Genomic DNA, 23,008 nt, shown 5'->3' on the forward strand with positions numbered 1-23,008 from the left:
CCGTCAGATTGGCACGGTCTGCCGAGGTCCACCCCCGGCAGCCGTGCAGATCTGTCAGTCGCCGGAGCGCGCCGCGTCCACGGGGCCCGGGCTCTCCGCCACTGCTGCTCCCTCGTCGGCCGCGTCCGACAGGGCCGTGGGCGCGAACGCCGCGAGGGCGCCGAGCGTGTCCGCGGTGACCTGCGCGGCCAGGAGGTTGGCCTCGGCGATCTGCCGGTAGACCTCCTCGCGGTGGATGGCGACCTCGCGGGGGGCCTTGAAGCCCAGCCGCACGGTGCCGCCGCGTACCTCGACGACGTGGACCTCGATGTCGTCCCCGATGCGGATCGTCTCGCCGACGCTGCGGGTGAGTGTGAGCACGAGTACCCCTCCATGGGTGTGTGATGGCCGTCCGTGGCGGTGCCCGCGGGTGCGGGCACGGGAGCCGCGTCCCTGACGCGGCTTCACTGAGGTTATCGGCGCAGGCGCCGCCGGAGCGGAAGGGCGCCGTCGGTCTGCACGACCTGCCGCGCCCGGTGCGTCGCGGGGGCGACCACGACCGGAGCCCGCAGGTTCGCCGTCGCCTCGGCCACGTCGCCGCCGGGCACGCTGACCAGGCAGTAGACCCGGGCGTCGGCGATGTCGGCCAGCCCGAGCTCCGCCCGCACCGCGGCCGGCACCACGGGCGCGTACTCCGGGAAGAACTCCCTCGCCGGCACGGCCAGGAACCGGGGGCCGTCGGGAGCGACCGCCTGCAGCCAGAAGAGCAGCCCGGCGGTGTCCCCGGCGACCAGGACGTAGTCGGACCACCGGGGGAACCCCGGCAGCGGCTCGGCGAACGACAGCACCTGGACCGGGGGCGGAGCCGGTGTTGTCGTCAGCGGACCCACCGCTGGGCTGTCGGCGAGGACGGTCATCAGCGCAGGTAGTCCATGAGCGTCGGCGAGATCGCCTTCGCCGTCGCCTGCAGCGCCGCCTGGTATCCGACCTCCTGCATCTGCAGCCGCATGATCGTGTTCGGCAGGTCCACGTTCTCGACCTCGCCCAGCTGGGTCTCCAGGGTCAGTGCCAGGTCGCTGTTGATCTGCTGCTCCCGCTCGATCCGGGCCGCCCGGGCGCCGACGTCGGCGACCCCGCCGAGCATCCGCTTCATCGCCGCGTCCAGGTCCACCAGCCCCTGGTCGAGGGAGGCCGGGTCGTTGACCAGGTCGTCGGCGATCCGGGCGACCACGGCGAAGAGGTCGTCACCGGCGGGCCCGAAGGCCTCCGGGCCGGTCAGATCCACGCGGACCTCCTCGGTGAACGAGACGCGGCGCATCACGTCGGCACCCGCGATGCCCTGGAAGGCGCCGGCGTCGTCGTAGGCCGTGGTGCCGGTGGTCACCCCGCCGAAGAGGGGGCGGCCCTGGATGTTGGTGTTCGCCAGGCCCAGCAGACTCTCCCGCAGCGACGCGACCTCCGTGGCCAGCGCCATGCGGCTCGCCTCCGAGGAGCTGCCGGTGCTCGCGCCCTGCACGGTGAGGTCGCGGACCCGCCGGGTGACGTCGAGCATGTTCTGCAGCGTGGAGTCGGTGATCGACAGCCAGCTGTCGGCATCGGAGATGTTGCGGCTGAACTGCGCGACGGCGGCCTGCTCCGACCGGGTCTGCATCGCCTTGTTCGTGCCGGTCGGCGAGTCGGACGGCGCGTTGATGAGCCGGCCCGAGGTGAGCTGCTGCTGGAGCTTGCCGAAGGTATCGAGGTTGCGGTTGAGACCCTGCAGGCTGGTGAGGGCGACGGCCTTCTGCGTGATGCGCACTCAGATCACAGCCCCACGCGGCCGGTGCGGTTGATCAGGACGTCGAGCATCTCGTCGATCGCCGAGACCAGCCGCGACGCGGCCGAGTACGCGTGCTGGAAGGACAGCATGTTGGTCATCTCCTCGTCGAGGTTCACCCCGGCCACGGACTCCCGGGCGGCGTCCACCTGCCCGGTGATGACCGTCTGGATGTCGAGGTTGCGCTGCGCGACCGCGGACTGGACGCCCAGCTCGACGATCATCGCGCGGTAGGCCGTGTCCGGGGAGCCCACGCCGGTGCCCAGCTGGGCCAGCTTGTCGGCGTTGCCGTTGTCGAGGTTCGCGGTGCCGGGGCCGATGGACGACGCCGCGATCTTCTGCGGCTCGGTGATGGCCACGGTGATGGACGACGCCGTCACCGGCCCGCCCGAGGAGCCAATCAGCGGGCCGCCCGCGAGGCCGTCGAGGTCGTAGCCGGCGGCGTGGGCGGTGTTCAGCGCGGTGGCCAGCGACGAGGCCACGGTGTCGAGTTCCGCCCGGTAGGTGGGGAGGATCGAGTTGAGCGAGTGCAGCTGCCCCCCGGCGGTGCCACCGACGGTCACCGCGAGCCCCCCGGTGGCGGTGACGACGCGGGGCGGGTCGCCGGCGGTGCCGGCGGGGTCGACCGTCCCCTGGACCGCGAGCTTCGACGCGGCCCCGCCGGAGACCAGCGTGACACCGCCGACGACCACGTCGACGACGCCACCGTCCCGCGGTCGCACCGACACCCCCACCTGGTCGGCGAGCTTCATGACCAGCAGGTCGCGCTGGTCGGTGAGGTCGTTGGCCGGCAGCCCGCTCTGCGAGGCGCGCAGGATCGCGGTGTTCAGCTGGGCGATGGTCTCGGCCGCCGCGTTGACGTCGTCCACGAGGACGGTGAGGTTCTCGCGGGTCTGCTGCCACTGCCCGTCCAGCTGCGCGCTGCTGAAGTGCAGCCCGCCGACCAGCGTCTCGAGCCGCTTCAGCACCTGGCCCCGGGCAGCCGGGTCCGCCGGGTTGTTGGCCACGTCCTGCCACCCGCTCCACATGTCCGCCATGAGGTTCTGCAGACCGGTGGTCCCGGGCTCGCGGAACGCCGCCTCCACCTGCGTGTACGTGTCGGTCTCGGCGGTCAGCCGCGCGCTGTTGGCGTGCTCGGTGTGCCCGCGGCCCTCGAGGAACGCGTCCCGGATCCGGGTCACCTGGTCGGCGTTGACGCCGCCACCGATGCCGCTGCTCGTGGAGTAGAACGCCGGGACGGCGCTGCCGCCGATGGCCGTCATGTCGACGCGCTGGCGGGAGTACCCGTCGGTGTTGACGTTCGAGATGTTCTGACCGGTGACGTCGAGCGCCCGGCGCTGGGCCCACAGGGACGTGGTGGCCGTGTTGAGGGAACCGAAGGTGCTCATGTCAGAGTGCTCCGTCCAGGGTGACCGCACGGTGGGTGCCGTCGGAGTGCCGGCCGGTCGCCCCGTACGTGCCGGCCGACGACGACCGCGTCTGCAGGAGCGCATCCCCGATGGCGGACAGGCCGCCCTCGATGAGCTCCCGGTTGGCGTCGGACAGGCTGCGCAGGTCGGTGATCAGACCCAGGAGCGCCTCGTGGTGCTGGGCGAGGAGATCGCTCCAGGGCGCGGGCGCCGCGTCGGCCACCTGGCGCAGGGACGGGTTGGTCGCCAGGCCGAGCCGGCCCGCGATCACCTCGGTGGCCGCCGACCGCTCCACCTCGAGGGTGCGCAGCTGGTCGAGGATGACCTCGATCTCGTGCGCGATGCGCGCCAGCCAGCGGGTCTTGCCGGTGAGGATCAGGTACTGCTTCTCCTCGGCCTTGAAGAGCAGCAGGTCCAGGAGCTCCTGCTCCCGCCACAGCATCGTCGACAGGTGCTGGTAGTCCACTCCGTCCACCGCCTTCCGTCGTCTCACTCGTGCTCGCTCGCGGTGCCCGGGAACGGATCCGGGGGCAACCGCCGTCGGTGCTGCCATCGGCACCCGCTCGGAGGGGGTTGAGCCGAAGTACGGAACTGGCTCTCAAGTTCGGCGCAGTTTGTGCCGACGGGTGGTGCCGATCCCGGCCCCGGCCGCCGAGAGATACGGACGTGACCCCAGTCCGTTCCCTCGCGACCGAGCGCCCCCTCCGTGAGCGGTCCGCGCACGACCGGCCGATGCGCGAACGTGCCCAGACCGGCCGGGTGCCGCACCCGGTCAAGGGGCGGTCCGCCCAGGAGGTCGACGCGCTGGTGACCCAGCACCTCCCGCTGGCGGCGTTCGCCGTCAACGCCGTCGCCGCCCGCATCTCGCTGCCCGGCCACGTGAGCCGCGAGGACCTGCTGTCGTGCGCCCACGTGGCCCTGGTGGAGGTGGCGCGCCGGTTCGACCCGGACGCCGGCGCCTCCTTCGCCACCTACGCCCTGGCCCGCCTGCAGGGCGCGGTCCTCGACGAGCTGCGCTCGGGGGACTGGGCCAGCCGGTCGGTGCGCGCCGCGGCCCGCCGGACCGACGCCGCCGCCGACGCGCTGACCGTCAGCCTGGGCCGACCGCCCACGCGCGAGGAGCTCGCGCAGAGCATGGGCGTCGCGCGCAGCGAGCTCGACCACCTGCAGGTCGACGTCCACCGGGCCGTCATGGTCAGCATCGACGCCGAGGCCGGCCCCGAGGGGACGCCTCTCGACCTCCCCGACACCGGGGAGTCCCCCGAGCGCGCGGTCCTGCGTGGCGAACGCGCCCGCTACCTGCACGACGCCATCCGCGCGCTCCCCGACCGGCTCGACGAGGTCGTGGAACGGAATTTCTTCGGTGATGAATCACTGACGGACATCGCCGCGGACCTGGGCGTCACCCTGTCGCGGGTCTCCCAGATGCGGGCCCGGGCCCTCACCCTCCTGCACGCGGCGATGAGCGAGGTCTGGGAGGGCCGCCAGGTCGCGCCCGACGGCGGCGTGCGGGCCCGCAACCAGCAGAAGGCCTACGTCGACCGGGTGGCCGGGCGCAGCGGCGCGCCACTCCCCCGGCAGCCTGCCGCCTGGCCGGCCGGCCATGACCGCACCGCCCGGACGGCCTGAGACACCCGACCGGAAAGAAATCGTCCACTCGGCTCAAGAGCCCCCCGCTCCCGGCCGAAGACCTTTCATGTACGGCCCGCAGCACGGATGCAGCGGGAGACCGAGTACGACCCCGTCCAAGGAGGAACATCATGGGTCTGCGCATCAACCAGAACATTGCCGCTCTCAACGCTCACCGGAACCTGTCGATCACCGACAACCAGATGAGCAAGTCGCTCGAGAAGCTGTCCTCCGGCTTCCGGATCAACCGCGCCGCCGACGACGCGGCCGGTCTGGCGATCTCCGAGGGCCTGCGTTCGCAGGTCGGTGGCCTCAAGGTCGCCGTCCGCAACTCGCAGGACGGCGTCTCCGTCGTGCAGACGGCGGAAGGTGCCCTCACCGAGGTGCACTCGATCCTGCAGCGCGTCCGTGACCTGACGGTCCAGGCGGGCAACAGCGGCGTCGTGGACGACAAGGCCCGCGGCTACATCGCCAAGGAGGTCACCGAGCTCGCCGGTGCGCTGACCGACATCGCCGGCCGGACCGACTTCAACGGCACCAAGCTCCTGAACGGCAGCGCATCCAGCCTGTCGTTCCAGACGGGTGCCAACGGCGGCGAGACGATGACCGTCGAGCTGAGCAACGTCACCAACGTTGCCACGGCGGTCACCGGCGTGGCCACCAACATGTCGGCCTCGGGCACCTACAGTGCCACGGCCGACCTGGCGACGCTCGACACGCAGATCAAGAACGTGTCGGAGTCCCGCGCCAGCCTCGGTGCGAAGCAGAACCGCTTCGAGAGCACCATCAACTCGCTCAACGTCTCGATCGAGAACCTGAGCGCGTCCGAGAGCCGGGTCCGCGACGCCGACATGGCACAGGAGATGGTCGGGTTCACCCGCGCCCAGATCCTGTCCCAGGCCGGTACCGCGATGCTCGCGCAGGCCAACCAGGCCTCGCAGGGCGTCCTCTCGCTGCTCCGCTGATCCCGATCAGCTGAGTAGCTGAGGCCGCAGACCCTCAGCACCACCCCGGGTGAGGGGGGAGGCCCTCGTGCCTCCCCCCTCACTCGCTTGGGGCCCTATCCCGTCGACACAGGAGCCAGTGACATGACGATGAGCATCAACACCGGCCTGGTGTCCGGGATCGACACGGGCACGATGATCACCCAGCTGCTGCAGCTCGAGGCGCAGCAGCAGAACTCGCTCAAGACGCGGCTGTCCACCACGCAGGTCACCGCCAGCGCCTACCGCACCGTCAACAGCGCGCTCGCGGCCCTCACCACCAGCGCCGAGTCGCTGCTCAAGCCGGAGTCGTTCGCCAGCACCAAGGCCACCAGCACGGTGTCCTCCGTCGGCGTCACCACCGCCTCCTACGCCACCCCGGGCTCCCTCACCTTCACCGTCGCCAAGGTCGCGACCACCGCCTCCTGGACGAGCGCCGGCCGGTGGCCGGACACCGCCACCACCGCCGCCGGGCTGAGCAGCCTCGACATCCGCACCGCCGATGGCGCCACCAGCAAGGGCACGGTCACGCTCGACGGCACCGAGACCCTCGAGCAGGTCGCGGCGAAGATCAACGGCGACACCGCCCTCGGCCTGAAGGCCTCCGCCGTGCAGGTGTCACCCGGGCAGTTCGCCCTCCAGATCAGCGCGAGCACGTCCGGCGCGGCCGCCGGCTTCTCCGTCGGCGGCACGGAGTTCAGCGCCACCAGCGCCGGCCAGAACGCGGAGCTGGTCGTCGGCGGGACGACCGCCGGCACGACGGGCTACACGATCAGCTCGGCCACGAACACGTTCGAGGGCGTCCTGCCCGGCGCCACCATCACGGTGACCAAGGAGGAGCCCGCCCCGGTCACCGTCACCATCGCCACGGACCCCGACGCCGTCGCCACCAAGGTCTCCGCGCTCGTCGACGCCGTGAACAACGCCCTCTCGACGATCAAGACCTACACGGACAACACGCCGGGCAGCACGGCGGCGCTGCGCGGCGAGTACGCGGTGACGTCCATCGCCGGCCAGCTGCTGCAGGCCGTCTCCGACGCGGTCGGGGACGACGGCTCACCGGCCCAGATCGGTTTCCAGACCACCCGTGAAGGTCGGATCACCTTCGACAAGGAGAAGTTCGCCGCCGCCCTCGCGGCGACTCCCGACCTCGCCCAGCGCATGGTGTCCGGCTCCGGCGTGGCCGGCGAGCCCGACGCCGTCACCGGCCTGGCCGCACGGGTCCGCGATGTCAGCAAGGCCGCCTCGGACGCGACGACCGGCACGCTCGGCTCCCTGGCCACGGGCCAGGACAACCTCGCGAAAGACATCAAGGACCGGATCGCGGACTGGGATCTGCGGCTGGCCGCTCGCAAGGTGGCCCTGACCCGCCAGTTCACCGCCATGGAGACCGCGCTGAGTTCGCTTACCAACCAATCCAACTGGCTGGCCGGTCAGCTCGGCTCGCTGCCGTCCGCCTGACGTCCCCCGCCCGACCCGCTCGACCCTTCACCTCAGGAGCCCTTCCCGATGAGTGCCGCTTCGCTCCGCGCCCGCTACCTCGGCGACGCCGTCGCCACCGCCTCGCCGCAGCAGGTGCTGGTGATGCTCTACGACCGGCTGGCCCTGGACCTCGAGCGGGCCCAGGTCGCGGTCGCCGAAGGGAACCGCGCCCGGGTCAACGAAGAGCTCCAGCACGCCCAGGCGATCGTCCTCGAGCTGCTGTCGAGCCTGCAGGTCGACATGTGGGAGGGCGGCCCCCGCCTGGCCGCCCTCTACAACTGGCTGATGAGCGAGCTCGTCCAGGCCAACCTCAAGTTCGACGCCAACCGGATCAGCTCCTGCCGGGCGGTCGTCGAGCCGCTGCGCGACGCATGGCGGCAGGCCGCCATGTCCTTGGCCGGCGTCCCGTCGTGACCGTGAGCCCGGTCGGCGGCTCCGCCACGGCGGGCTTCGGCCAGAGTCCGTACACGCCGGCCACCCAGCCGAACGCGTCCGGCAGCTCGACCTCCGGCGGTCGGCGTCAGCCCGCCGACTGGCACACGGCCCTCGCCGAGCTCGAGGCCGACGTCCTCGATGCACAGGAGAGCCTCGCCCGCGGCCGGGCCGAGGAGATCGCCGCCTGGGGCCGGCGTGCCACCGACTGGGTGCCCCCCACCGACCTCGGGCCGGTGCCCGCAGACCTGCGCGAGCGCGCCGCCCGACTCCTCCAGCACCAGCTGGCCGTCGCCGAGGCTCTGGTCGAGCGGATCACCCAGTCCCAGAAGCAGCGCGACGTCGCCGCGCGCATGTCCTACGGCGACCAGCGCCCCCCGGCCTCGTTCATCGACCGGGCGCTCTGACCGTCAGCTCCGCCGGAGAAAAGCAGTCCTGACGGAACCCTTCCGGGATCGGACTGCCGATGACAGAGGAGCGCGCACCGGCCCCGACGCCGGGGCGGCGTCCCGCGCCCCACCGGCAGCAGGCCTCCACAGAAGGGTTCTCCCATGCGCGTCTTCCTCACCCACGCGATCGCAGCCGGCTCCACGTACTACCGCATCGAAGAGCCGGCCCGGGCGGTCCAGGCCGCCGGGCTCGGCATCGAGGTCGCCGTCTCCCGCGGGATCGGCACCACCATGCGCGCGATGACCGAAGGCGCACCGATGGAGGTCGTCGACGTCGACTCCCAGGGCGCCGACGTCGTCGTCCTCCAGCTGCCCAAGACCGCCGAGATGCTGCAGGTCCAGCGCATCCTGCAGGCGCAGGGGGTGGCGGTCGTCGTGGAGATGGACGATCTGCTGTCCGGGGTCCCCTACGGGCACATGGGCCACGACGCCCTGGTGCGGGCCGGCGGCAGCGAGTTCGCGGCGCAGGCCGCCCGCGAGGCCGACCTGGTCACCACGTCGACGCCCGCGCTGCTGAAGGAGTACGCCCGGCACGGCCGCGGTGTGGTCGTCGAGAACGCGGTCCCCCGCCGCACCGCCGAGCTGCCGCCGGCCTACGAGCGCACCTCGGACACCGTGACCATCGGCTGGGCCGGCAGCGTGCCGAGCCACCCGTACGACCTGCAGGAGATGGGCTCCGGGCTGCAGCAGGCGCTGGACCGCACCCGCGGCCGGAGCCGGCTGGTCATCCTCGGCCAGAAGTGGGACATCAAGAAGCGCCTGGGGCTGCCGGACGAGCCGGACGAGGTGCCCTGGGTGATGGACGTGGACGGCTACGCGGCGCGGATGGGCGAGCTGTTCGACATCGGGATCGCCCCGCTGCGGGTGGACCGCTTCAACACGAGCAAGAGCTGGCTCAAGCCGCTCGAGTACTCGGCGCGGGGCGTGTACTGCGTGCGGGCACGCACGGAGGAGTACGACCGGCTCGGCCTGGGGATGCCCGCCCGGTCCCCCAAGGACTGGGCGAAGTGGCTCACGCTCGGCGTGCAGGACGCCGACCGCCGCCGGGAGGTCGCCGCGGCGGCCCGCGAGCACGTGCTCGCCCACCACCTGACCGAGCACACCGCCGAGCGCTGGGCCGCCGCCTGGCGGACGGCCCGCGACAACCGCACCCGCGCCCTCGGCGGCGGGCGGCTCGCCACCGCCGCTCGCTGACCCCACCCGCACACCAACGCCCCGTCGCCGGTCCCCGGCGGCGGGGCGTTGTGCTCTTCTGCGGTCCCGGCGGCCCGACGACCGCCCCGCGGCGCGGAAGGTGCCAACTCCCCTGCCCCGGTCGGCGCACGACGTGCCCGGGTCACCGCTGGTCACATCCGTACCGGTCACCCCATCCGGTACCTGCCGTCCCTCGCGTGGCGGAACGGCGGTCAACCGGTACCGGCCGGCTGCCGATGTAGCAGCTGCACGGAGAGCACCACTTTCGCCACGGATCGGCGGCCCCGCACTCGCTCGCGAGTGCTCTTCCGCCTACCCGGAGGTCGATCGTGTCCTGCTCCACCCGCCGGAAAGCCTGTCGATGATCGCCGACGCCACGTCGACGGTGCTCAAGGCGGCCCTCGCCGGGCTCGCACAGCGGCAGCGTGTCACCGCCGACAACATCGCGAACGTCAACACCCCCGGCTTCCTGGCCGGGCGGACGGACTTCGAGACGTCGCTGCGCGGAGCCATCAGCAGCGGATCGACCCCGGCGGTCACGGGCGGCACCACCGTCCGCTCGCTGGAGCCGACCAACACCAACGGCAACAACGTCAACCTGGACGCGGAGACGGTGATCGCCACCGAGACCGGCCTCCGCTACCAGCTGGCGCTCACCGCGCTCGACGGGAAGTACAACTCGATGCGCACGGCACTGAGGACGTCCTGACATGAGCATGTTCCAGGCTCTGAGCATCTCCCAGTCCGGGCTGATGACCCACCGGAAGTGGCTCGACGCCGCCGCCGACAACATCGCCAACATCAACACGGTCCGGCGGACCGACGAGGACGCCTTCCAGGCGCGGCTCGTCGTGGCCCAGGCCGTGGACTACGGCAGCGGCGAGGGCGGCGTCCGCGTCGCCCGCGCCGAGTTCGGCGACCCGGAGGGCCGCATGGTGTACGAGCCCACCCACCCGCTCGCCGACGCCGAGGGCTACGTCAAGTACCCCGACATCGACCTGGGAGACCAGATGACCTCCATGATGATGGCCCAGCGCGGCTACCAGGCGAACCTCGCCGTCGTCGAGCGGGCCACCAACGCCTACCAGGCGGCCCTGCAGCTCGGGAAGCGCTGATGACCATCCCGCTCGGCGGCATCACGCCGGTCGGCGTCGGTGCGGTCACCGGCGTCGCCGGCAGCACCCGGGGCACCACCGCCACCGAGGGCACCGACGGCTTCGCCGCCGTCCTGGCCTCCACCTTCGACGCCCTCCAGGCCAAGCAGTCGGTGACCTCCGACCTGGCCGTGCAGGCCGCCACCGGCGACCTGGCGGACGTGCACGACTACATGATCGCCAGCGCTGAGTCCGGCGTGGCCCTCGAGATGGTCGTGACCCTCAAGAACCAGGCCGTCTCGGCCTTCACCGAGATCATGAGGATGCAGATCTGATGAAGTCCGCACTCGCCGGGACGCTGGAGCGTGCCCGCTCCACGTTCGACACGGTCAGCCTGGGGCAGAAGGTCGTCATCGGCCTGCTGCTCGCCGGGCTGGCCCTCGGCGGCGTCTTCTTCTACACCTGGATCACCACGCCCACCCAGGCCCCGCTGTTCTCCAACCTCGCCGCCGCCGACGCCGCAGCGATCGTCGACGAGCTCAACGCCCAGGGCGTCGCCTACGACCTGGCCGACGGGGGCAGCACGATCATGGTCGCCAAGGACTCGGTCTACGACCTGCGCCTCGCCATGAGCAGCGAGGGCCTGCCCGCCGGCCAGGACACCGGCTACGCACTGCTCGACGAGCAGGGCATCACCACCAGCGAGTTCCAGCAGCAGGTCACCTACCAGCGCGCCCTGGAGGGCGAGCTGGCCAACACCCTCAAGGCGCTGGCGGGGGTGAACTCCGCCGTCGTGCACGTCGCCCTGCCCGAGGACGAGGTGTTCGTGAGCGACCAGGCCGAGCCGACCGCGTCGGTCCTGCTCGACCTGACGCCGGGCACCACGCTCTCCGGGGAGCAGATCCAGGCGGTCACCAACCTGGTCTCCTCCAGCATCCAGGACATGGAGCCCGACCAGGTCACCGTGGCCGACTCGACCGGCCAGGTGCTCTCGGCCGCCGGCACGGGCGTCACCGCGGCCGCCGGCGACGCCCGCTCGCAGGTGGAGCAGGAGTACGAGAACCGCCTCTCGGCCAGCGCGCAGAAGATCCTCGACTCGGTCGTCGGCCCCGGCCGCTCCGTCGTCTCCGTGCGCGCCGACGTCGACCTCTCGGAGCGCAGCACCACCTCGAAGACGTACACGTTCGACGAGGGCACCCCGCCGATCTCGGAGCGCACGGACATCGAGGAGTACACCGGTGCCGGCACCCCGGTCGGCGGCGTCCTCGGCCCGGAGAACATGCCCGACGCCGCGGCCGACGCCGGCGGCGAGTCCACGTACACCAAGGAGTCGACGACGGCCAACAACGCCGTCGGGGAGACGACCGAGGTCGTGCAGGGGGCCCCTGGCGAGCTGAACCGGCTGACCGTCTCCGTCGTCATGGACGACGCCGTCGCCGGCAACCTCAACCAGCAGCAGATGACCCAGCTCATGGTCACCGCCGTCGGCCTCGACGAGGCGCGCGGCGACGACATCACGGTGGCCTCGCTGCCCTTCGACGCCACCGCGGCCGAGAACGCCGCCGCGGCGATGGAGGCCGCCCGCGAGGCCGAGGCGAGCGCGCAGATGTGGTCGATGATCCGCACCGGCGGCATCGCCGCGGGCATCGCCCTCGTCGTCCTGATCGTCTGGCTGCGCTCGCGCCGCCGGGAGGACGACGAGGAGGACTACGAGGAGCTGGAGTTCGACGACGACGTGCTCGCCGAGCTCGACCGCCTCCGCGTGGCGAGCACCCGGCAGGAGGTCGCGCCGGACAACGCGGCCCTGGAGCTGGAAGCCGTCGAACGGGCGAAGGTGCGGGGGGAGATCTCGACCATGGTCAGCGAACGTCCCGACGAGGTCGCGGCCATGCTGCGCGGCTGGCTGGGCGAGACCAAGCCATGACCCTCGCCAGCATTCCCACGATGCCCGGCTCGGCCGTCGCCGCGCCGCCGCGCCCCGAGCTGCCCGGCCTGCGCAAGGCCGCCGTGTTCCTCGCCCAGATGAGCAAGGAGGAGGCCGGCGTCCTGCTCGCCCAGCTGCGCCCCCGCGAGGTCGAGGCGCTCACCCGCGAGCTGATGAAGCTCGGCTCCGTGGAGCTCGAGGACGTCGATGGCGTCATGCGCGAGTTCCACCACCTGATGACCGCGCAGCAGTTCGTCGGCCGCGGCGGCGTCGAGTTCGCCCGCGAGATCCTCGCCGCGGGGCTCGGCCAGGACAAGGCCGAGGGCATCCTGTCCCGGCTCAACGTCGTCTACACCGAGGTGCCGTTCGCCTCGCTGCGCAACGCCGACGTCCGCCAGCTGGTCACCTTCCTCAAGGACGAGCACCCGCAGGTCATCGCGCTGGTGCTCGCCCACCTGACGGCCGCCCAGTCCGCGGAGGTGCTCTCGGGGTTCGCCCCGGAGCAGCAGGCCGAGGTCGCCCACCGGATCGCCACCATGGACCGCACGTCGCCGGAGATGGTGCGGCTGGTGGAGGAGGAGCTCGGCCGCCGGATGGGCTCGATCCTGGCGCACCAGGACATGACCACCGTGGGTGGCGTCGAGACCCTCGTCGAGATCATCAACCGCTCCCCGCGGCCGACCGAGCGCTCCATCCTGGAGTGGCTGGACAGCACCGACCCGGAGCTGGCCGACGAGGTCCGTTCGCAGATGTTCGTCTTCGAGGACATCGTCACCATCGACGACCGCTCCCTGCAGCTGGTGCTGCGCGAGGTGGAGGCCAACGACCTCGCCACCGCGCTCAAGGGCGTGCGGCCCGACGTCCAGGACAAGATCAAGCGCAACCTCTCCGAGCGTGCCGCCGAGAACCTCTCCGAGGAGATCGAGCTGCTCGGCCCGGTCCGCACCCGCACCGTCGAGGAGGCGCAGGCCAAGGTCGTCGCGGTCATCCGCACCCTCGAGGAGCAGGGTGTGCTGACCATCAACCGCGGTGGGGACGATGAGTTCGTTGCGTGACGACAGCCTCGGGAGCATCGCAGCGAGGCGGGCGACGACAGGGAGCGAGCATCGCAGCGAGCTTGCGAGCGAGGAGCGGAGCAACCGCGGAGGCGCCCTGGGCGGGGTGCGAGGAGCGGACCGTGGTGCGGAGTCACGCCCATGGGCGCTGCGTGAGGGCGCGGTCCTGCGCGGAGGCTCCGCCGCGCTGGCCCGCCCCTACCGGGAGGTCATGGCCGAGCGCGGCGCGGCCGCTGTGCCGGTCGCCCGCCCGGAAGCCGTGCTGCCGGCGTCCCCGCCGGCACCGGCGCCCGCCCCCTCCCCCGCCATCCCGTTCCAGCCCTCGCCGGTGGAGCGCCGGACGACGGTGCGCCGCGCCGAGGACCAGCCGGTCGCCGGCAGCAAGCCGTCGTTCCGGCTCGGCGAGGTCTACGCCGAGGAGCTCGCCCGGCTGCAGGCGCAGGCCCGCACCGAGGGCTTCGCCATCGGCCACGCCGAGGGTCTGCTGGCCGCGGACGCCGTCGTCGCCGAGGCGGAGCGCGCCGCCGAGCAGCGCCTCGCCGAGGTGCAGGCGCGGTGGGAGCGCCGCCTGGTCTCCGCCACCGCCGCGCTCGGTGCGGCGACCCGGCAGCTGGACGAGACCGCCCGCCCGGTGGCCGACGACATCCGCGACTCGATCGTCGGCACGGTGCTCACCCTGCTCGAGCAGCTGTTCGACCGCGAGCTCGCCCTGGCGGCCGATCCGGTCATGGACGCGATCCGCCGGGCCCTGACCTTCTGCCCGGCCGACGCCCCGGCGATCGTCCGGCTGCACCCGGACGACCTGGCCGAGGTGCCCGCCGAGGCGCTCGCGGAGCTGCCCGACAGCGTGCGCGTCGTCGCCGACCCGTCCGTGGAGCGGGCCGGGGCGATCGCCGACTCCGGCCCCCGCCGGGTCGACGCGCAGCTGAGTTCGGCGCTGCAGCGCGTCCAGGCGGTGCTCGCATCATGACCGTCTCCCCCGTGCTCCTGGAGCGCGCCCGCGCGGCGGCCCGCCCGCAGGTGACCGGCGCGGTGACCGGCGCCATGGGCCTGACCCTCAGCGTCGACGGCGTCAGCGCGGCCGTGGGCGACCTCGTCGAGGTGAACCCGGCCGACAAGCCGCTGCTCGCCGAGGTCGTCGCCGTCGGACGCGACCGCCTCACCTGCATGCCGCTGGGCGGGCTCTCCGGCATCCACGCCGGCGCCCGCGTCCGTGCCACCGGCCGCCCCCTGCAGGTGCCGGTGGGCGAGGCGCTGCTCGGCCGGGTCCTCGACGGCCTCGGCCGCCCGGTGGACGGCGGTCCGCCGCTGGGCGGCCTGGTCGACTGGGTGGACCTGGAGACGCAGACCCCGCACGCGCTCTCCCGCGCCCGCGTCGAGGAGCCCCTCACCTTCGGCGTCCGCGCGCTGGACACCCTCGTCCCCTGCGGCAAGGGCCAGCGCCTCGGCATCTTCGCCGGCTCCGGCGTCGGCAAGTCCAGCCTGCTCGCCCAGATCACCCGCGGCACCGACGCCGACGTCCGGGTCATCGGCCTGATCGGCGAGCGCGGCCGCGAGGTGCGCGAGTTCATCGAGGAGAACCTCGGCCCGGAGGGCCTGGCCCGCACGGTCGTCGTCGTCGCCACCTCCGACGAGCCCCCGCTGGTGCGGCTCAAGGCCGCGTTCGTCGCCACCCGCATCGCGGAGGCCTTCCGCGACGAGGGCCGCGACGTCCTGCTGCTGATGGACTCCATCACCCGCACGGCGATGGCCCAGCGCGAGGTCGGCCTGTCCGCCGGGGAACCGCCCGCGACCCGCGGCTACCCGCCGAGCGTCTTCGCGATGATGCCGCAGCTGCTGGAGAAGGCCGGCACCGGCGCCACCGGCTCCATCACCGGCCTGTACACCGTGCTCGTCGAGGGCGACGACCACAACGAGCCCATCGCGGACACCGCCCGCTCGATCCTGGACGGGCACATCGTCCTCACCCGCAAGCTGGCCACGACCGGGCACTTCCCCGCCATCGACGTGCTGGAGTCGATCTCCCGCGTCGCCGGTGCGGTGGTCCCGCCGGCGCAGATGGCCGACGCGCGGGAGATCCGGCGGCTCATGGGCGCGCTGCGCGACGTCCGCGAGCTGATCGAAATCGGCGCGTACCAGGCCGGCAGCGACCCGCTGGTCGACCGTGCCCGGCAGCTGGCGCCCGGCATCGACGCGTTCCTGCAGCAGCCGATGGGCGAGTCCACCTCCCCCGCCGAGGCGTGGGCGTGGCTGCAGCGGATCGTGAGGAGCGGGTGAAGCGCGCGGCCTTCCGGTTGCAGCCGGTCCTCGAGCTGCGCCGGACCGAGGAGCGCACCGCTGCCGCGGCGGCGGCCGCCGCGGCCAACACGGCCGCCGACGCCGCCCAGCGGGCGACCGAGTACGAGACGGCCCTGTCCGGTGCGGTGCTGCCGGCGTCGCTCCCGGCCGGCTCCTTCGTGGCGGCCATGGTGCTGCTGCGCACGGCCGCCACCGACGCCGCCGACGCCCGGGCCCTGGCCACGGCGCAGGCGGAGCAGGCCGAGGCCGTCCGCGCCGAGTGGACCGCGGCCGCGCAGCGCACCAAGGCCCTGGAGCGGCTCGCCGAGCGGCACCGGGCCGCCCAGCAGCACGCCGCCGACGTCGCCGGGGAACGCGCCGCCGACGACCTGGTCACCGGCCGGGCCGGTCGGGGCACCAGCACGTCGAGGGGGACGGCATGGACGGACTGACCGCTGTCCAGGCGCGGATCTCGGAGATCCACGCCCGGTTCCAGCCGACCGCCACCGCCGCGACGTCCGCGGCCTGGGCATCGGCGGCCAGCGCCGCGGGCCTGTCCGGCACCTCGTCGGTCAGCACCTGGTCGACCGGCGGGGGCACCGCGTCGCAGAGCGCCGTGGTCGCCGAGGCGCAGAAGTACCTCGGCGTGCCGTACCTGTGGGGCGGGACCGACCCGAGCAAGGGCCTGGACTGCTCCGGCTTCACCCAGCTGGTCATGGGCAACCTGGGCATCGAGCTGCCGCGTACCTCCTCCCAGCAGGCGACCACCGGCAAGGCCGTCGCCTCGCTGGACTCCGCCCGCCCGGGTGATCTGGTCTTCTTCGACTACTCCCCGGACCGACCCGGGGTCGACCACGTGGGCATCTACCTCGGCAACGGCAAGATGATCGACTCGCCGAAGCCCGGTGGCACCGTGGGGATCCGCGACGTCGGCACCCCGACCGCGATCCGGCGGGTCCTCCCCGAGGCGGCGGCCGCTGCGCCGACGGGGGGCCCCACGGGCTCCGCGCTCGCCGGCGTCCCGTACTCGGACCTGTTCGCCCGTGCGGCGAGCAAGCACGGGACCGACGCCGCGCTGCTGGCGGCGGTCGCCTCGCAGGAGAGCGGCTTCAACACCTCGGCCGTCTCGCCGGCCGGCGCCCAGGGCCTCATGCAGTTCATGCCGGCGACCGCCCGGGGGCTGGGCGTCGACCCGCTCGACCCGGCCTCCGCGATCGACGGCGCCGCGAAGTACCTGAGCAGCCTGACCAAGCAGTTCGGCTCCACGGAGCTGGCGCTGGCGGCCTACAACTCCGGCCCCGGAACGGTCAGCCGCTACGGGGGCATCCCGCCCTACCCGGAGACCCAGAACTACGTCCGCTCCGTGCTGAGCAAGGCAGAGGCCTACCGATGACAGCTCCTGTGACGTCCACCGTCCCGGCCGCGCGCGCGGCGTCGACGGCGTCCTCCGCCGGGGGGACCACCGACAGCGCGGCGCCCTTCGCGTCCGCCCTGGACGGCGCCCTGGCCGGCGGCTCGGGCGTCACCCGGGACGCCGGGACCGACGGCGGGCAGCAGTCCTCCGGTGGTCCGGCGACCGGGAACGAGACCGAGCTGCCTGCCGACGGCGCGGTCCCCGTGGTGGACCCCGCCGTCGCGGGCGTGGCCGCGGCGCTGTGGGCCTTGGCCCTCGGCGCGACCGCCACCCCGGCGACGGGCGGCCCCGTCCCCACCGACCCGGCGGCCGCCGGACTGCCCGGGGTCCTCCCGGTGGGGGCCGTGGCGGCCGACGCGGTGCTGTCCGCACCTGTTCCGGGCGGCACGGCCGGGGACGGCCCGGTCCCCGCCGCGACCGTGCCCACCGGCGCCGCCCCGGCAGCGGGCGCGGCCGCGGGCAGCACCCCTGCCGGCGCCCTCCCGGGCACCGCGGGTGCGGTCGCCGGGGCGCTGACCGTGGTCACCGTCCCGACGGCGACCGGCGGCGGTGGCGCCGAGCAGCCGGCCGGCCCGCTGCCGGCCGGTACCGGCCCGGCCACCACGGCCGGGACCGGGCCGTCCGCCGGCGCACCCGCACCGGTCCTCCCGGCGGGTTCCACCGCCCCGGGTTCCACCGCACCGGGCTCCGGCGGGCCGGGCGACGGCGAGCCGGGCCAGGGCTCCCCCGCCCTTCCCGTGCCGGGGACGGAGACCACCGCGGAGCCGGCCTCGGCGCCCGCGGCACCGGTCACGTCCCCGGCCGGGGGCGCCCCGGCCGGCCTCCCGGCGACCGCGGCCGTGCCGGCTCCGGCCGAGGCCGAGGCGGCCACCGGGACGGCTGCCTCGCTGCCGGTCTCCGGGCAGGTCGCCCGCCAGGTGGCGGTGCTCAGCGGCGCCGGCAACGGCTCGCACACGATGACGCTGGTGCTCACCCCCGACAACCTCGGCCCGGTCGAGGTCCAGGTGACCGTCAGCGGCAGCAGCCTCGACCTGACCCTGCGCGGCGCCTCCGAACTGGGCCGCGCGGCGCTCCTGGACGCGCTGCCCGAACTGCGCCGCGACCTGGAGTCCGCCGGCCTGAGCCCCTCGCGGGTCGAGGTCGACGCCGACGCCGGTGGCTCCTGGCTCGCCCGGCACGCCGCCGAGCAGCAGGCCTCCGGCGACCGCGGTGCAGCGCGCGGCCAGGCCGGCGAGCAGGTCCGGTCCGGGGCGCGGGCTGCCGATAGCGAGGAGGGGCGCCCGAACCAGCCCGCCACCCGATCCACGTCGTCCGGCGTGGACGTGCTCGCCTGAGAGGAGACCGACCACCGATGCCGGACGCAGTGAGCGGATCCGTTCCGACCGGGCCCACGTACACGGCCACGCAGGCCGTGGAGCGCGGTGACCAGATGGGGAAGGACACCTTCCTCAAGCTCCTGGTCGCCCAGATGAAGTACCAGGACCCCGGCAACCCCGCCGACACCAACCAGCTGATGGCGCAGACGGCGACCTTCAGCCAGGTGGAGAAGCTCGAGGAGATCGCCAAGCAGAACGCCTCCATGTTGGCGCTGCAGCGATCGAGCAGCGCCGGCGCCATGGTCGGCCAGACCGTCACCTACACCGACACGACCGGTGCCTCCCTGACCGGCGTCGTCAGCTCGGTCCGCCTCGGCACCGACACGGTCGAGGCCGTGGCCACCGTCGGCGGCGTCGCCGTGCCGCTCGGCCGGATCACCGACGTCGGCACCCGCTGACCGACGCCCACCGCACCCCCACCCCGAGCCACCACCCGGAGGAGACCCCCCGATGCTCCGCTCCATGTTCTCCGCCATCTCCGGTCTGCGCGCCCACCAGACCAAGATGGACGTCACCGGCAACAACATCGCCAACGTCAACACCGTCGGCTACAAGAGCAGCTCCACCGTCTTCCAGGACACGCTCTCCCAGGTGGTGCGCGCCGGTGGCGCCCCCGCCGCGGACCGTGGCGGCACGAACCCGGCCCAGATCGGTCTCGGCGTCAAGCTCGCGGGCATCACCACGAACTGGACGAACGGCGCGGCCCAGTCGACCGGCCGCTCGACCGACTTCATGATCGAGGGCGACGGGTTCTTCGTCACCCGGGGCGCCGGTGGCGAGCAGCTGTTCACCCGGGCGGGCTCGTTCGACTTCGACGCCAGCGGCCGGCTGGTCACCCCGGACGGCAGCATCCTGCAGGGCTGGGTGGCCGACGCGGACGGTGTCATCAACCCCAACGGCCCGATCCAGGACCTGCTGGTGCCCTACGGCCAGATCGTCAACCCGTCGGCCACCACGGCCGGCCAGCTGGAGGGCAACCTCAACGCGGCGGCCGCGGTCGGCTCCTTCGTGCAGACGCCGACCACGATGTACGACGCCCAGGGCGTCGAGCAGCGGGTCACCTACACCTTCACCAAGACCGCCGCGGACACCTGGGGCCTGACCGTCCAGAACAACGGCGGCGCGGCGCTGACGCTGACCAACGCCGACGGCTCCGCCTTCGACGGCACCGTCACCTTCGACACGGCCGGCAACATGACCGCACCCACCGGCGGCATCTCGTTCGCCCCCGGTGCCGCCGGCTGGCCCGGCCCGGTCGCGGTCGACCTCGCCTCGATCAGCCAGTTCGCCGGCTCGAGCGAGGTCACCGCCCCCGAGCAGGACGGCTTCGCGCTGGGCTCCCTGCAGTCCTTCCAGCTCTCCAACGACGGCACGATCATGGGCGTCTACTCCAACGGCCTCCGCCAGCCGCTGGGCCAGCTCGCGATGGCCGCCTTCAACAACCCCAGCGGCCTGGAGAAGGCCGGCAACTCCTCCTTCCGCGTGGGCGACAACTCCGGCGTCGCGATGATCGGCATCGCCGGCGCCGGCGGCCGGGGCTCGCTGGTCTCCGGAGCGCTGGAGATGTCGAACGTCGACCTCTCCGAGGAGTTCACCAGCCTGATCATCGCCCAGCGCGGCTTCCAGGCGAACAGCCGCGTCATCACCGCATCGGACGAGATCCTCCAGGACCTGGTGAACCTCAAGCGCTGACGCGCCCCGCTCCACCGGCCGACGGCCCGGTCACCCGGAAGGGTGACCGGGCCGTCCGTCACACGCCCCCGGCCAGGGGGTTTCGGCTCAAGGAAGCCCGTTCCGGGGCCGATGACAACAGTGCTGCCCGTTGCACGGGCCCCACCGAGCAAGAGGACCGACCCGTGATCCGAGTGACGCGCCTGAACGGCGACCAGTTCGCGCTCAACCCCGACCTCATCGAGAAGGTCGAGGCCCACCCCGACACGGTGGCCTTCCTGGTGGACGGCACGAAGTACGTGGTGCGCGAGAGCGTGGAGGAGGTGCTCCAGGAGATCTGCGAGTACCGCGCCGGCATCCTCGCCATCTCCTACGCGATGGACCGCGGCACCTACCGTCCGCACGTCCCCGAGCAGCAGCAGGTCACCGACTCGTCGGTCGTGCCCTTCCCGATCCGAGAGGAGCGCTGACCCGTGGATCCGGCCACCCTGATCGGCTTCGCCATCTCCGTCGTCGCCCTGTGCGTCTTCATGGTCCTCGAGGGCGTCTCCCCGACAACGCTGATCTTCCTGCCGGCAATCGTCCTGGTCGTCATCGCCACCTTCGGTGCGGCGGCGGCCAGCCAGACGATGGACGACCTGAAGAAGGTCGGCAGCTGGTTCAAGATGGCCGTGATGCCGGCCAAGGTGCCGCCGCCGACCGACCAGATCCAGACCCTGGTGACCCTCGCCGAGAAGGCCCGCAAGGAGGGGCTGCTCGCGCTCGAGGCGCAGGTCAAGGCGATCGAGGACCCGTTCCTCAAGCGCGGTCTGCAGATGGGCATCGACGGCACCGACCCGGAGGAGCTGCGCGCCGTCCTGGAGAGCGAGATCGCGGCCAAGAAGGCCGAGGACAAGGTCGCCGCCAAGTTCATGAACAACATGGGCGGCTACGCGCCGACCATCGGCATCCTGGGCTGCATCGTCGGCCTGATGAACGTGATGGGCAACCTGAACAACCCGGAGACGCTCGGCCCGATGGTCTCCGCCGCGTTCATCGCCACTCTGTGGGGCGTCATGGCCGCCAACTTCTGGTTCCTCCCCATGGGCGCCAAGATCATCCGGGTCAGCGAGCTGCAGGCCGCGCAGATGGAGCTGCTGGTCGAGGGCATCGCCGAGATCCAGGCCGGCACCAGCCCGCGCGCCGTCCGGCTCAAGCTGACCTCCCTCGTGCCGCCGGGCTCCGTCGCCAAGGAGGCGGCGTGAGGCCCGTAGCCCCCGGGGCCGGCTCGTGAGCGCCGGTCACGGCCGTCGCCGCAAGAAGCACGAGGAGCACGAGGAGCACGAGAACCACGAACGGTGGCTGGTGTCCGCCTTCGACATGATGACGCTGCTCTTCGTGCTGTTCGTGGTGCTCTTCGCGATGAGCAAGGTGGACGAGCAGAAGTTCGCCGCCCTCGCCAAGGGCATGGCGGACGCCTTCGGCACCCCGGTCAGCGTGCAGACCAGCGCCACGCCCGAGGGGTCGGTGCTCGACGGGCTGCCGGGCGTGATCGACATCGCGTCCGCGATCCCGCCGGACCCGACCGTCCAGCAGGCGCAGGTCGACCAGGCGGCGGCCCAGGCCGCCGCCGAGCGCGCCGAGCGGATCGCCGCCGAGGCCGCGGCCGCCTACGACGAGCTGGCGGCGGCCCGCGAGAAGATCGAGGCAGCGCTCGCGCAGGCGGGGTACGCCGGCGCCGCGCGGTACGAGATCGACGAGCGCGGCCTGGTCGTGCACATCGTGGCCGACCAGGTGCTCTTCGACGCGGAGGCGGCCGTGCTGCGGCCCGAGGGCCGCGCGATCCTGGCCGCCGTCGCCCCCGCCGTCACCGAACTGCCCAACCAGCTCGGCGTCGAGGGCCACACCAACCACCTCCCGGTCACCCCGGGCGGTCAGTGGCCGTCGAACTGGGAGCTGTCCACCTACCGCGCCACCACCGTGCTGCGGTACCTCGCCGGCGAGGGCGTCCCGCAGCCGCGGATGTCCGCCACCGGCTACTCCTCGACCCGGCCGCTGGTGCCCGAGTCGGACCCCAACGCCGTCACCGTCAACCGGCGCGTCGACGTCGTCGTCCTGTCCACCGCCTCCGCGGAGGCCAACGCCCTCCTGCCGGGCATCGACGCCGCCAACCAGGGAGACCCCGAATGAGCAAGAAGGACAAGAACGCCCCCGTCGACGGTGAGGAGACCGAGGGGAAGGGCGGGAAGAAGAAGCTCTTCCTCGTCCTGGCCGTCGTACTGCTCGCCGGAGCCGGCGCCGCGTACTTCTTCCTCTTCGCCAGCTCGGGCGAGGCCGAGGCCGTGGAGCCGGTGTCCAGCGGCACCTACCTCCCCCTGGACGCGGTGGCGGTGAACCTCGCCGGCGGCGGGTACCTGAAGATCGGCGTCGCGCTGGAGCTGACCGAGGAGGGGGCCGCCGCCGGCGACGGGCACGGCGGTGGCGGCGTCGACGGCACCAAGGCCATGGACCTGATCATCTCCACGTTCTCCCAGGCCGCGCCGGCCGACGTCACCGGTGCCCGCGAGGCACTGAAGGAGTCGCTGCAGGCCAAGATCGTCGAGGCCTACACGAGCGACGGCCACGCGACCGTCATGGGGATCTACTACACCGAGTACGTCACCCAGTGACCTCGGGCCGCAGCGCTCTCGCGCCGCGGCAGCTCGACCACGCAGGGGTGCCCTCCGGTCACGGAGGGCACCCCTGACGCGCACCATGCGCCCCACCCGTCACGCCACTCCCTGGCGGCACGGTCGCCGCTCGGCGCCCGGTCAGGGTGGTCCCGCTCTCCGCCGATGAGAGGTTG

At 72.9% G+C, this 23,008-nt stretch carries 27 protein-coding genes; 22 read left to right on the top strand and 5 right to left on the bottom strand.

The window, feature by feature from the left end; translation table 11 throughout:
- Positions 1 to 54: 54 nt before the first annotated feature.
- The 5 genes from csrA to ACI79T_RS02745 all read right to left on the bottom strand — a co-directional run bounded on the left by csrA (position 55) and on the right by ACI79T_RS02745 (position 3,697).
- Positions 55 to 360, bottom strand: coding sequence for a carbon storage regulator CsrA (csrA, locus tag ACI79T_RS02725; protein WP_456608512.1), 306 nt, complete (start codon positions 358 to 360; stop codon positions 55 to 57).
- Positions 361 to 452: 92 nt separating this feature from the next.
- The gene (gene fliW / locus ACI79T_RS02730) at positions 453 to 896 is read right to left on the bottom strand and encodes a flagellar assembly protein FliW (protein WP_456608513.1); all 444 of its coding nucleotides are present in this window, start codon (positions 894 to 896) and stop codon (positions 453 to 455) included.
- On the bottom strand, positions 896 to 1,777 hold the full coding sequence (gene flgL, locus ACI79T_RS02735; RefSeq protein ID WP_456608514.1) for a flagellar hook-associated protein FlgL: 882 nt from the start codon (positions 1,775 to 1,777) through the stop codon (positions 896 to 898). The genes fliW and flgL overlap by 1 nt, the downstream gene beginning before the upstream one ends.
- Positions 1,778 to 1,782: 5 nt before the next feature.
- Positions 1,783 to 3,183: a flagellar hook-associated protein FlgK gene (gene flgK / locus ACI79T_RS02740; RefSeq protein ID WP_456608515.1), complete on the bottom strand. Its 1,401-nt coding sequence runs from the start codon at positions 3,181 to 3,183 to the stop codon at positions 1,783 to 1,785.
- A gap of 1 nt (position 3,184) precedes the next feature.
- Entirely contained in the window at positions 3,185 to 3,697 is a 513-nt protein-coding gene (locus tag ACI79T_RS02745; RefSeq protein WP_456608516.1) for a flagellar protein FlgN, read from the bottom strand.
- 239 nt (positions 3,698 to 3,936) lie between these two features.
- Between ACI79T_RS02745 and ACI79T_RS02750 the strand changes: the two genes are divergently transcribed.
- The 22 genes from ACI79T_RS02750 (at position 3,937) to ACI79T_RS02855 (ending at position 22,832) form a co-directional block, all read left to right on the top strand.
- Positions 3,937 to 4,833, top strand: a complete 897-nt coding sequence (locus ACI79T_RS02750; protein ID WP_456608517.1) for a sigma-70 family RNA polymerase sigma factor — start codon at positions 3,937 to 3,939, stop codon at positions 4,831 to 4,833.
- Between the two features lie 131 nt (positions 4,834 to 4,964).
- Entirely contained in the window at positions 4,965 to 5,798 is an 834-nt protein-coding gene (locus ACI79T_RS02755; protein WP_456608518.1) for a flagellin N-terminal helical domain-containing protein, read from the top strand.
- Positions 5,799 to 5,921: 123 nt separating this feature from the next.
- A complete protein-coding gene (fliD, locus tag ACI79T_RS02760) occupies positions 5,922 to 7,277 on the top strand; it encodes a flagellar filament capping protein FliD (RefSeq protein ID WP_456608519.1) in 1,356 nt (451 codons plus the stop codon).
- Positions 7,278 to 7,325: 48 nt separating this feature from the next.
- Positions 7,326 to 7,712: a flagellar export chaperone FliS gene (gene fliS / locus ACI79T_RS02765; RefSeq protein ID WP_456608520.1), complete on the top strand. Its 387-nt coding sequence runs from the start codon at positions 7,326 to 7,328 to the stop codon at positions 7,710 to 7,712.
- Positions 7,709 to 8,137 (top strand): hypothetical protein, encoded by a 429-nt coding sequence (locus ACI79T_RS02770; RefSeq protein WP_456608521.1) that lies wholly within the window; start codon positions 7,709 to 7,711, stop codon positions 8,135 to 8,137. Before fliS ends, ACI79T_RS02770 begins: the two co-directional genes overlap by 4 nt.
- A 144-nt stretch (positions 8,138 to 8,281) precedes the next feature.
- Positions 8,282 to 9,373, top strand: coding sequence for a glycosyltransferase family protein (locus ACI79T_RS02775; protein ID WP_456608522.1), 1,092 nt, complete (start codon positions 8,282 to 8,284; stop codon positions 9,371 to 9,373).
- Between the two features lie 361 nt (positions 9,374 to 9,734).
- Positions 9,735 to 10,082 (top strand): flagellar basal body rod protein FlgB, encoded by a 348-nt coding sequence (flgB, locus tag ACI79T_RS02780; protein WP_456608523.1) that lies wholly within the window; start codon positions 9,735 to 9,737, stop codon positions 10,080 to 10,082.
- A 1-nt stretch (position 10,083) separates the two neighbouring features.
- The gene (gene flgC / locus ACI79T_RS02785) at positions 10,084 to 10,488 is read left to right on the top strand and encodes a flagellar basal body rod protein FlgC (protein WP_456608524.1); all 405 of its coding nucleotides are present in this window, start codon (positions 10,084 to 10,086) and stop codon (positions 10,486 to 10,488) included.
- Positions 10,488 to 10,802, top strand: coding sequence for a flagellar hook-basal body complex protein FliE (locus ACI79T_RS02790; RefSeq protein ID WP_456608525.1), 315 nt, complete (start codon positions 10,488 to 10,490; stop codon positions 10,800 to 10,802). Before flgC ends, ACI79T_RS02790 begins: the two co-directional genes overlap by 1 nt.
- Entirely contained in the window at positions 10,802 to 12,391 is a 1,590-nt protein-coding gene (gene fliF / locus ACI79T_RS02795; protein WP_456608526.1) for a flagellar basal-body MS-ring/collar protein FliF, read from the top strand. The genes ACI79T_RS02790 and fliF overlap by 1 nt, the downstream gene beginning before the upstream one ends.
- Before the next feature lie 20 nt (positions 12,392 to 12,411).
- Positions 12,412 to 13,446: a flagellar motor switch protein FliG gene (gene fliG / locus ACI79T_RS02800; protein ID WP_456608527.1), complete on the top strand. Its 1,035-nt coding sequence runs from the start codon at positions 12,412 to 12,414 to the stop codon at positions 13,444 to 13,446.
- A 211-nt stretch (positions 13,447 to 13,657) separates the two neighbouring features.
- Positions 13,658 to 14,416 carry a FliH/SctL family protein gene (locus ACI79T_RS02805; protein WP_456608528.1) on the top strand — a complete coding sequence of 253 codons (759 nt, stop codon included), beginning with the start codon at positions 13,658 to 13,660 and terminating at the stop codon, positions 14,414 to 14,416.
- Positions 14,413 to 15,723, top strand: coding sequence for a FliI/YscN family ATPase (locus ACI79T_RS02810; protein WP_456608529.1), 1,311 nt, complete (start codon positions 14,413 to 14,415; stop codon positions 15,721 to 15,723). Before ACI79T_RS02805 ends, ACI79T_RS02810 begins: the two co-directional genes overlap by 4 nt.
- On the top strand, positions 15,693 to 16,175 hold the full coding sequence (locus ACI79T_RS02815; protein ID WP_456608530.1) for a flagellar export protein FliJ: 483 nt from the start codon (positions 15,693 to 15,695) through the stop codon (positions 16,173 to 16,175). Before ACI79T_RS02810 ends, ACI79T_RS02815 begins: the two co-directional genes overlap by 31 nt.
- On the top strand, positions 16,163 to 17,116 hold the full coding sequence (locus ACI79T_RS02820; RefSeq protein ID WP_456608531.1) for a transglycosylase SLT domain-containing protein: 954 nt from the start codon (positions 16,163 to 16,165) through the stop codon (positions 17,114 to 17,116). The genes ACI79T_RS02815 and ACI79T_RS02820 overlap by 13 nt, the downstream gene beginning before the upstream one ends.
- Positions 17,113 to 18,471 carry a flagellar hook-length control protein FliK gene (locus tag ACI79T_RS02825; RefSeq protein ID WP_456608532.1) on the top strand — a complete coding sequence of 453 codons (1,359 nt, stop codon included), beginning with the start codon at positions 17,113 to 17,115 and terminating at the stop codon, positions 18,469 to 18,471. Before ACI79T_RS02820 ends, ACI79T_RS02825 begins: the two co-directional genes overlap by 4 nt.
- Positions 18,472 to 18,488: 17 nt before the next feature.
- Positions 18,489 to 18,911, top strand: coding sequence for a flagellar hook assembly protein FlgD (locus tag ACI79T_RS02830; RefSeq protein ID WP_456608533.1), 423 nt, complete (start codon positions 18,489 to 18,491; stop codon positions 18,909 to 18,911).
- Between the two features lie 52 nt (positions 18,912 to 18,963).
- Positions 18,964 to 20,205: a flagellar hook protein FlgE gene (locus ACI79T_RS02835; RefSeq protein ID WP_456608534.1), complete on the top strand. Its 1,242-nt coding sequence runs from the start codon at positions 18,964 to 18,966 to the stop codon at positions 20,203 to 20,205.
- 164 nt (positions 20,206 to 20,369) lie between these two features.
- Positions 20,370 to 20,654, top strand: a complete 285-nt coding sequence (locus ACI79T_RS02840) for a flagellar FlbD family protein (RefSeq protein ID WP_456608535.1) — start codon at positions 20,370 to 20,372, stop codon at positions 20,652 to 20,654.
- Positions 20,655 to 20,657: 3 nt separating this feature from the next.
- Positions 20,658 to 21,428: a motility protein A gene (locus tag ACI79T_RS02845; RefSeq protein WP_456608536.1), complete on the top strand. Its 771-nt coding sequence runs from the start codon at positions 20,658 to 20,660 to the stop codon at positions 21,426 to 21,428.
- A gap of 25 nt (positions 21,429 to 21,453) precedes the next feature.
- Positions 21,454 to 22,353: an OmpA/MotB family protein gene (locus ACI79T_RS02850; protein ID WP_456608537.1), complete on the top strand. Its 900-nt coding sequence runs from the start codon at positions 21,454 to 21,456 to the stop codon at positions 22,351 to 22,353.
- Positions 22,350 to 22,832, top strand: coding sequence for a flagellar basal body-associated FliL family protein (locus ACI79T_RS02855; protein ID WP_456608538.1), 483 nt, complete (start codon positions 22,350 to 22,352; stop codon positions 22,830 to 22,832). Before ACI79T_RS02850 ends, ACI79T_RS02855 begins: the two co-directional genes overlap by 4 nt.
- The last annotated feature ends 176 nt before the right edge of the window (positions 22,833 to 23,008 follow it).

Source organism: Blastococcus sp. SYSU DS0619, assembly GCF_054051035.1.

Excerpts from the sequence above, each read along its gene's own strand:
- fliW (WP_456608513.1), bottom strand. The coding sequence starts at position 896 with ATGACCGTCCTCGCCGACAGCCCAGCGGTGGGTCCGCTGACGACAACA.
- flgK (WP_456608515.1), bottom strand. The coding sequence starts at position 3,183 with ATGAGCACCTTCGGTTCCCTCAACACGGCCACCACGTCCCTGTGGGCC.
- ACI79T_RS02750 (WP_456608517.1), top strand. The coding sequence starts at position 3,937 with ATGCGCGAACGTGCCCAGACCGGCCGGGTGCCGCACCCGGTCAAGGGG.
- ACI79T_RS02755 (WP_456608518.1), top strand. The coding sequence starts at position 4,965 with ATGGGTCTGCGCATCAACCAGAACATTGCCGCTCTCAACGCTCACCGG.
- fliD (WP_456608519.1), top strand. The coding sequence starts at position 5,922 with ATGACGATGAGCATCAACACCGGCCTGGTGTCCGGGATCGACACGGGC.
- fliS (WP_456608520.1), top strand. The coding sequence starts at position 7,326 with ATGAGTGCCGCTTCGCTCCGCGCCCGCTACCTCGGCGACGCCGTCGCC.
- ACI79T_RS02775 (WP_456608522.1), top strand. The coding sequence starts at position 8,282 with ATGCGCGTCTTCCTCACCCACGCGATCGCAGCCGGCTCCACGTACTAC.
- flgB (WP_456608523.1), top strand. The coding sequence starts at position 9,735 with ATGATCGCCGACGCCACGTCGACGGTGCTCAAGGCGGCCCTCGCCGGG.
- flgC (WP_456608524.1), top strand. The coding sequence starts at position 10,084 with ATGAGCATGTTCCAGGCTCTGAGCATCTCCCAGTCCGGGCTGATGACC.
- ACI79T_RS02790 (WP_456608525.1), top strand. The coding sequence starts at position 10,488 with ATGACCATCCCGCTCGGCGGCATCACGCCGGTCGGCGTCGGTGCGGTC.
- fliF (WP_456608526.1), top strand. The coding sequence starts at position 10,802 with ATGAAGTCCGCACTCGCCGGGACGCTGGAGCGTGCCCGCTCCACGTTC.
- fliG (WP_456608527.1), top strand. The coding sequence starts at position 12,412 with ATGCCCGGCTCGGCCGTCGCCGCGCCGCCGCGCCCCGAGCTGCCCGGC.
- ACI79T_RS02805 (WP_456608528.1), top strand. The coding sequence starts at position 13,658 with ATGGCCGAGCGCGGCGCGGCCGCTGTGCCGGTCGCCCGCCCGGAAGCC.
- ACI79T_RS02810 (WP_456608529.1), top strand. The coding sequence starts at position 14,413 with ATGACCGTCTCCCCCGTGCTCCTGGAGCGCGCCCGCGCGGCGGCCCGC.
- ACI79T_RS02820 (WP_456608531.1), top strand. The coding sequence starts at position 16,163 with ATGGACGGACTGACCGCTGTCCAGGCGCGGATCTCGGAGATCCACGCC.
- ACI79T_RS02825 (WP_456608532.1), top strand. The coding sequence starts at position 17,113 with ATGACAGCTCCTGTGACGTCCACCGTCCCGGCCGCGCGCGCGGCGTCG.
- ACI79T_RS02830 (WP_456608533.1), top strand. The coding sequence starts at position 18,489 with ATGCCGGACGCAGTGAGCGGATCCGTTCCGACCGGGCCCACGTACACG.
- ACI79T_RS02835 (WP_456608534.1), top strand. The coding sequence starts at position 18,964 with ATGCTCCGCTCCATGTTCTCCGCCATCTCCGGTCTGCGCGCCCACCAG.
- ACI79T_RS02855 (WP_456608538.1), top strand. The coding sequence starts at position 22,350 with ATGAGCAAGAAGGACAAGAACGCCCCCGTCGACGGTGAGGAGACCGAG.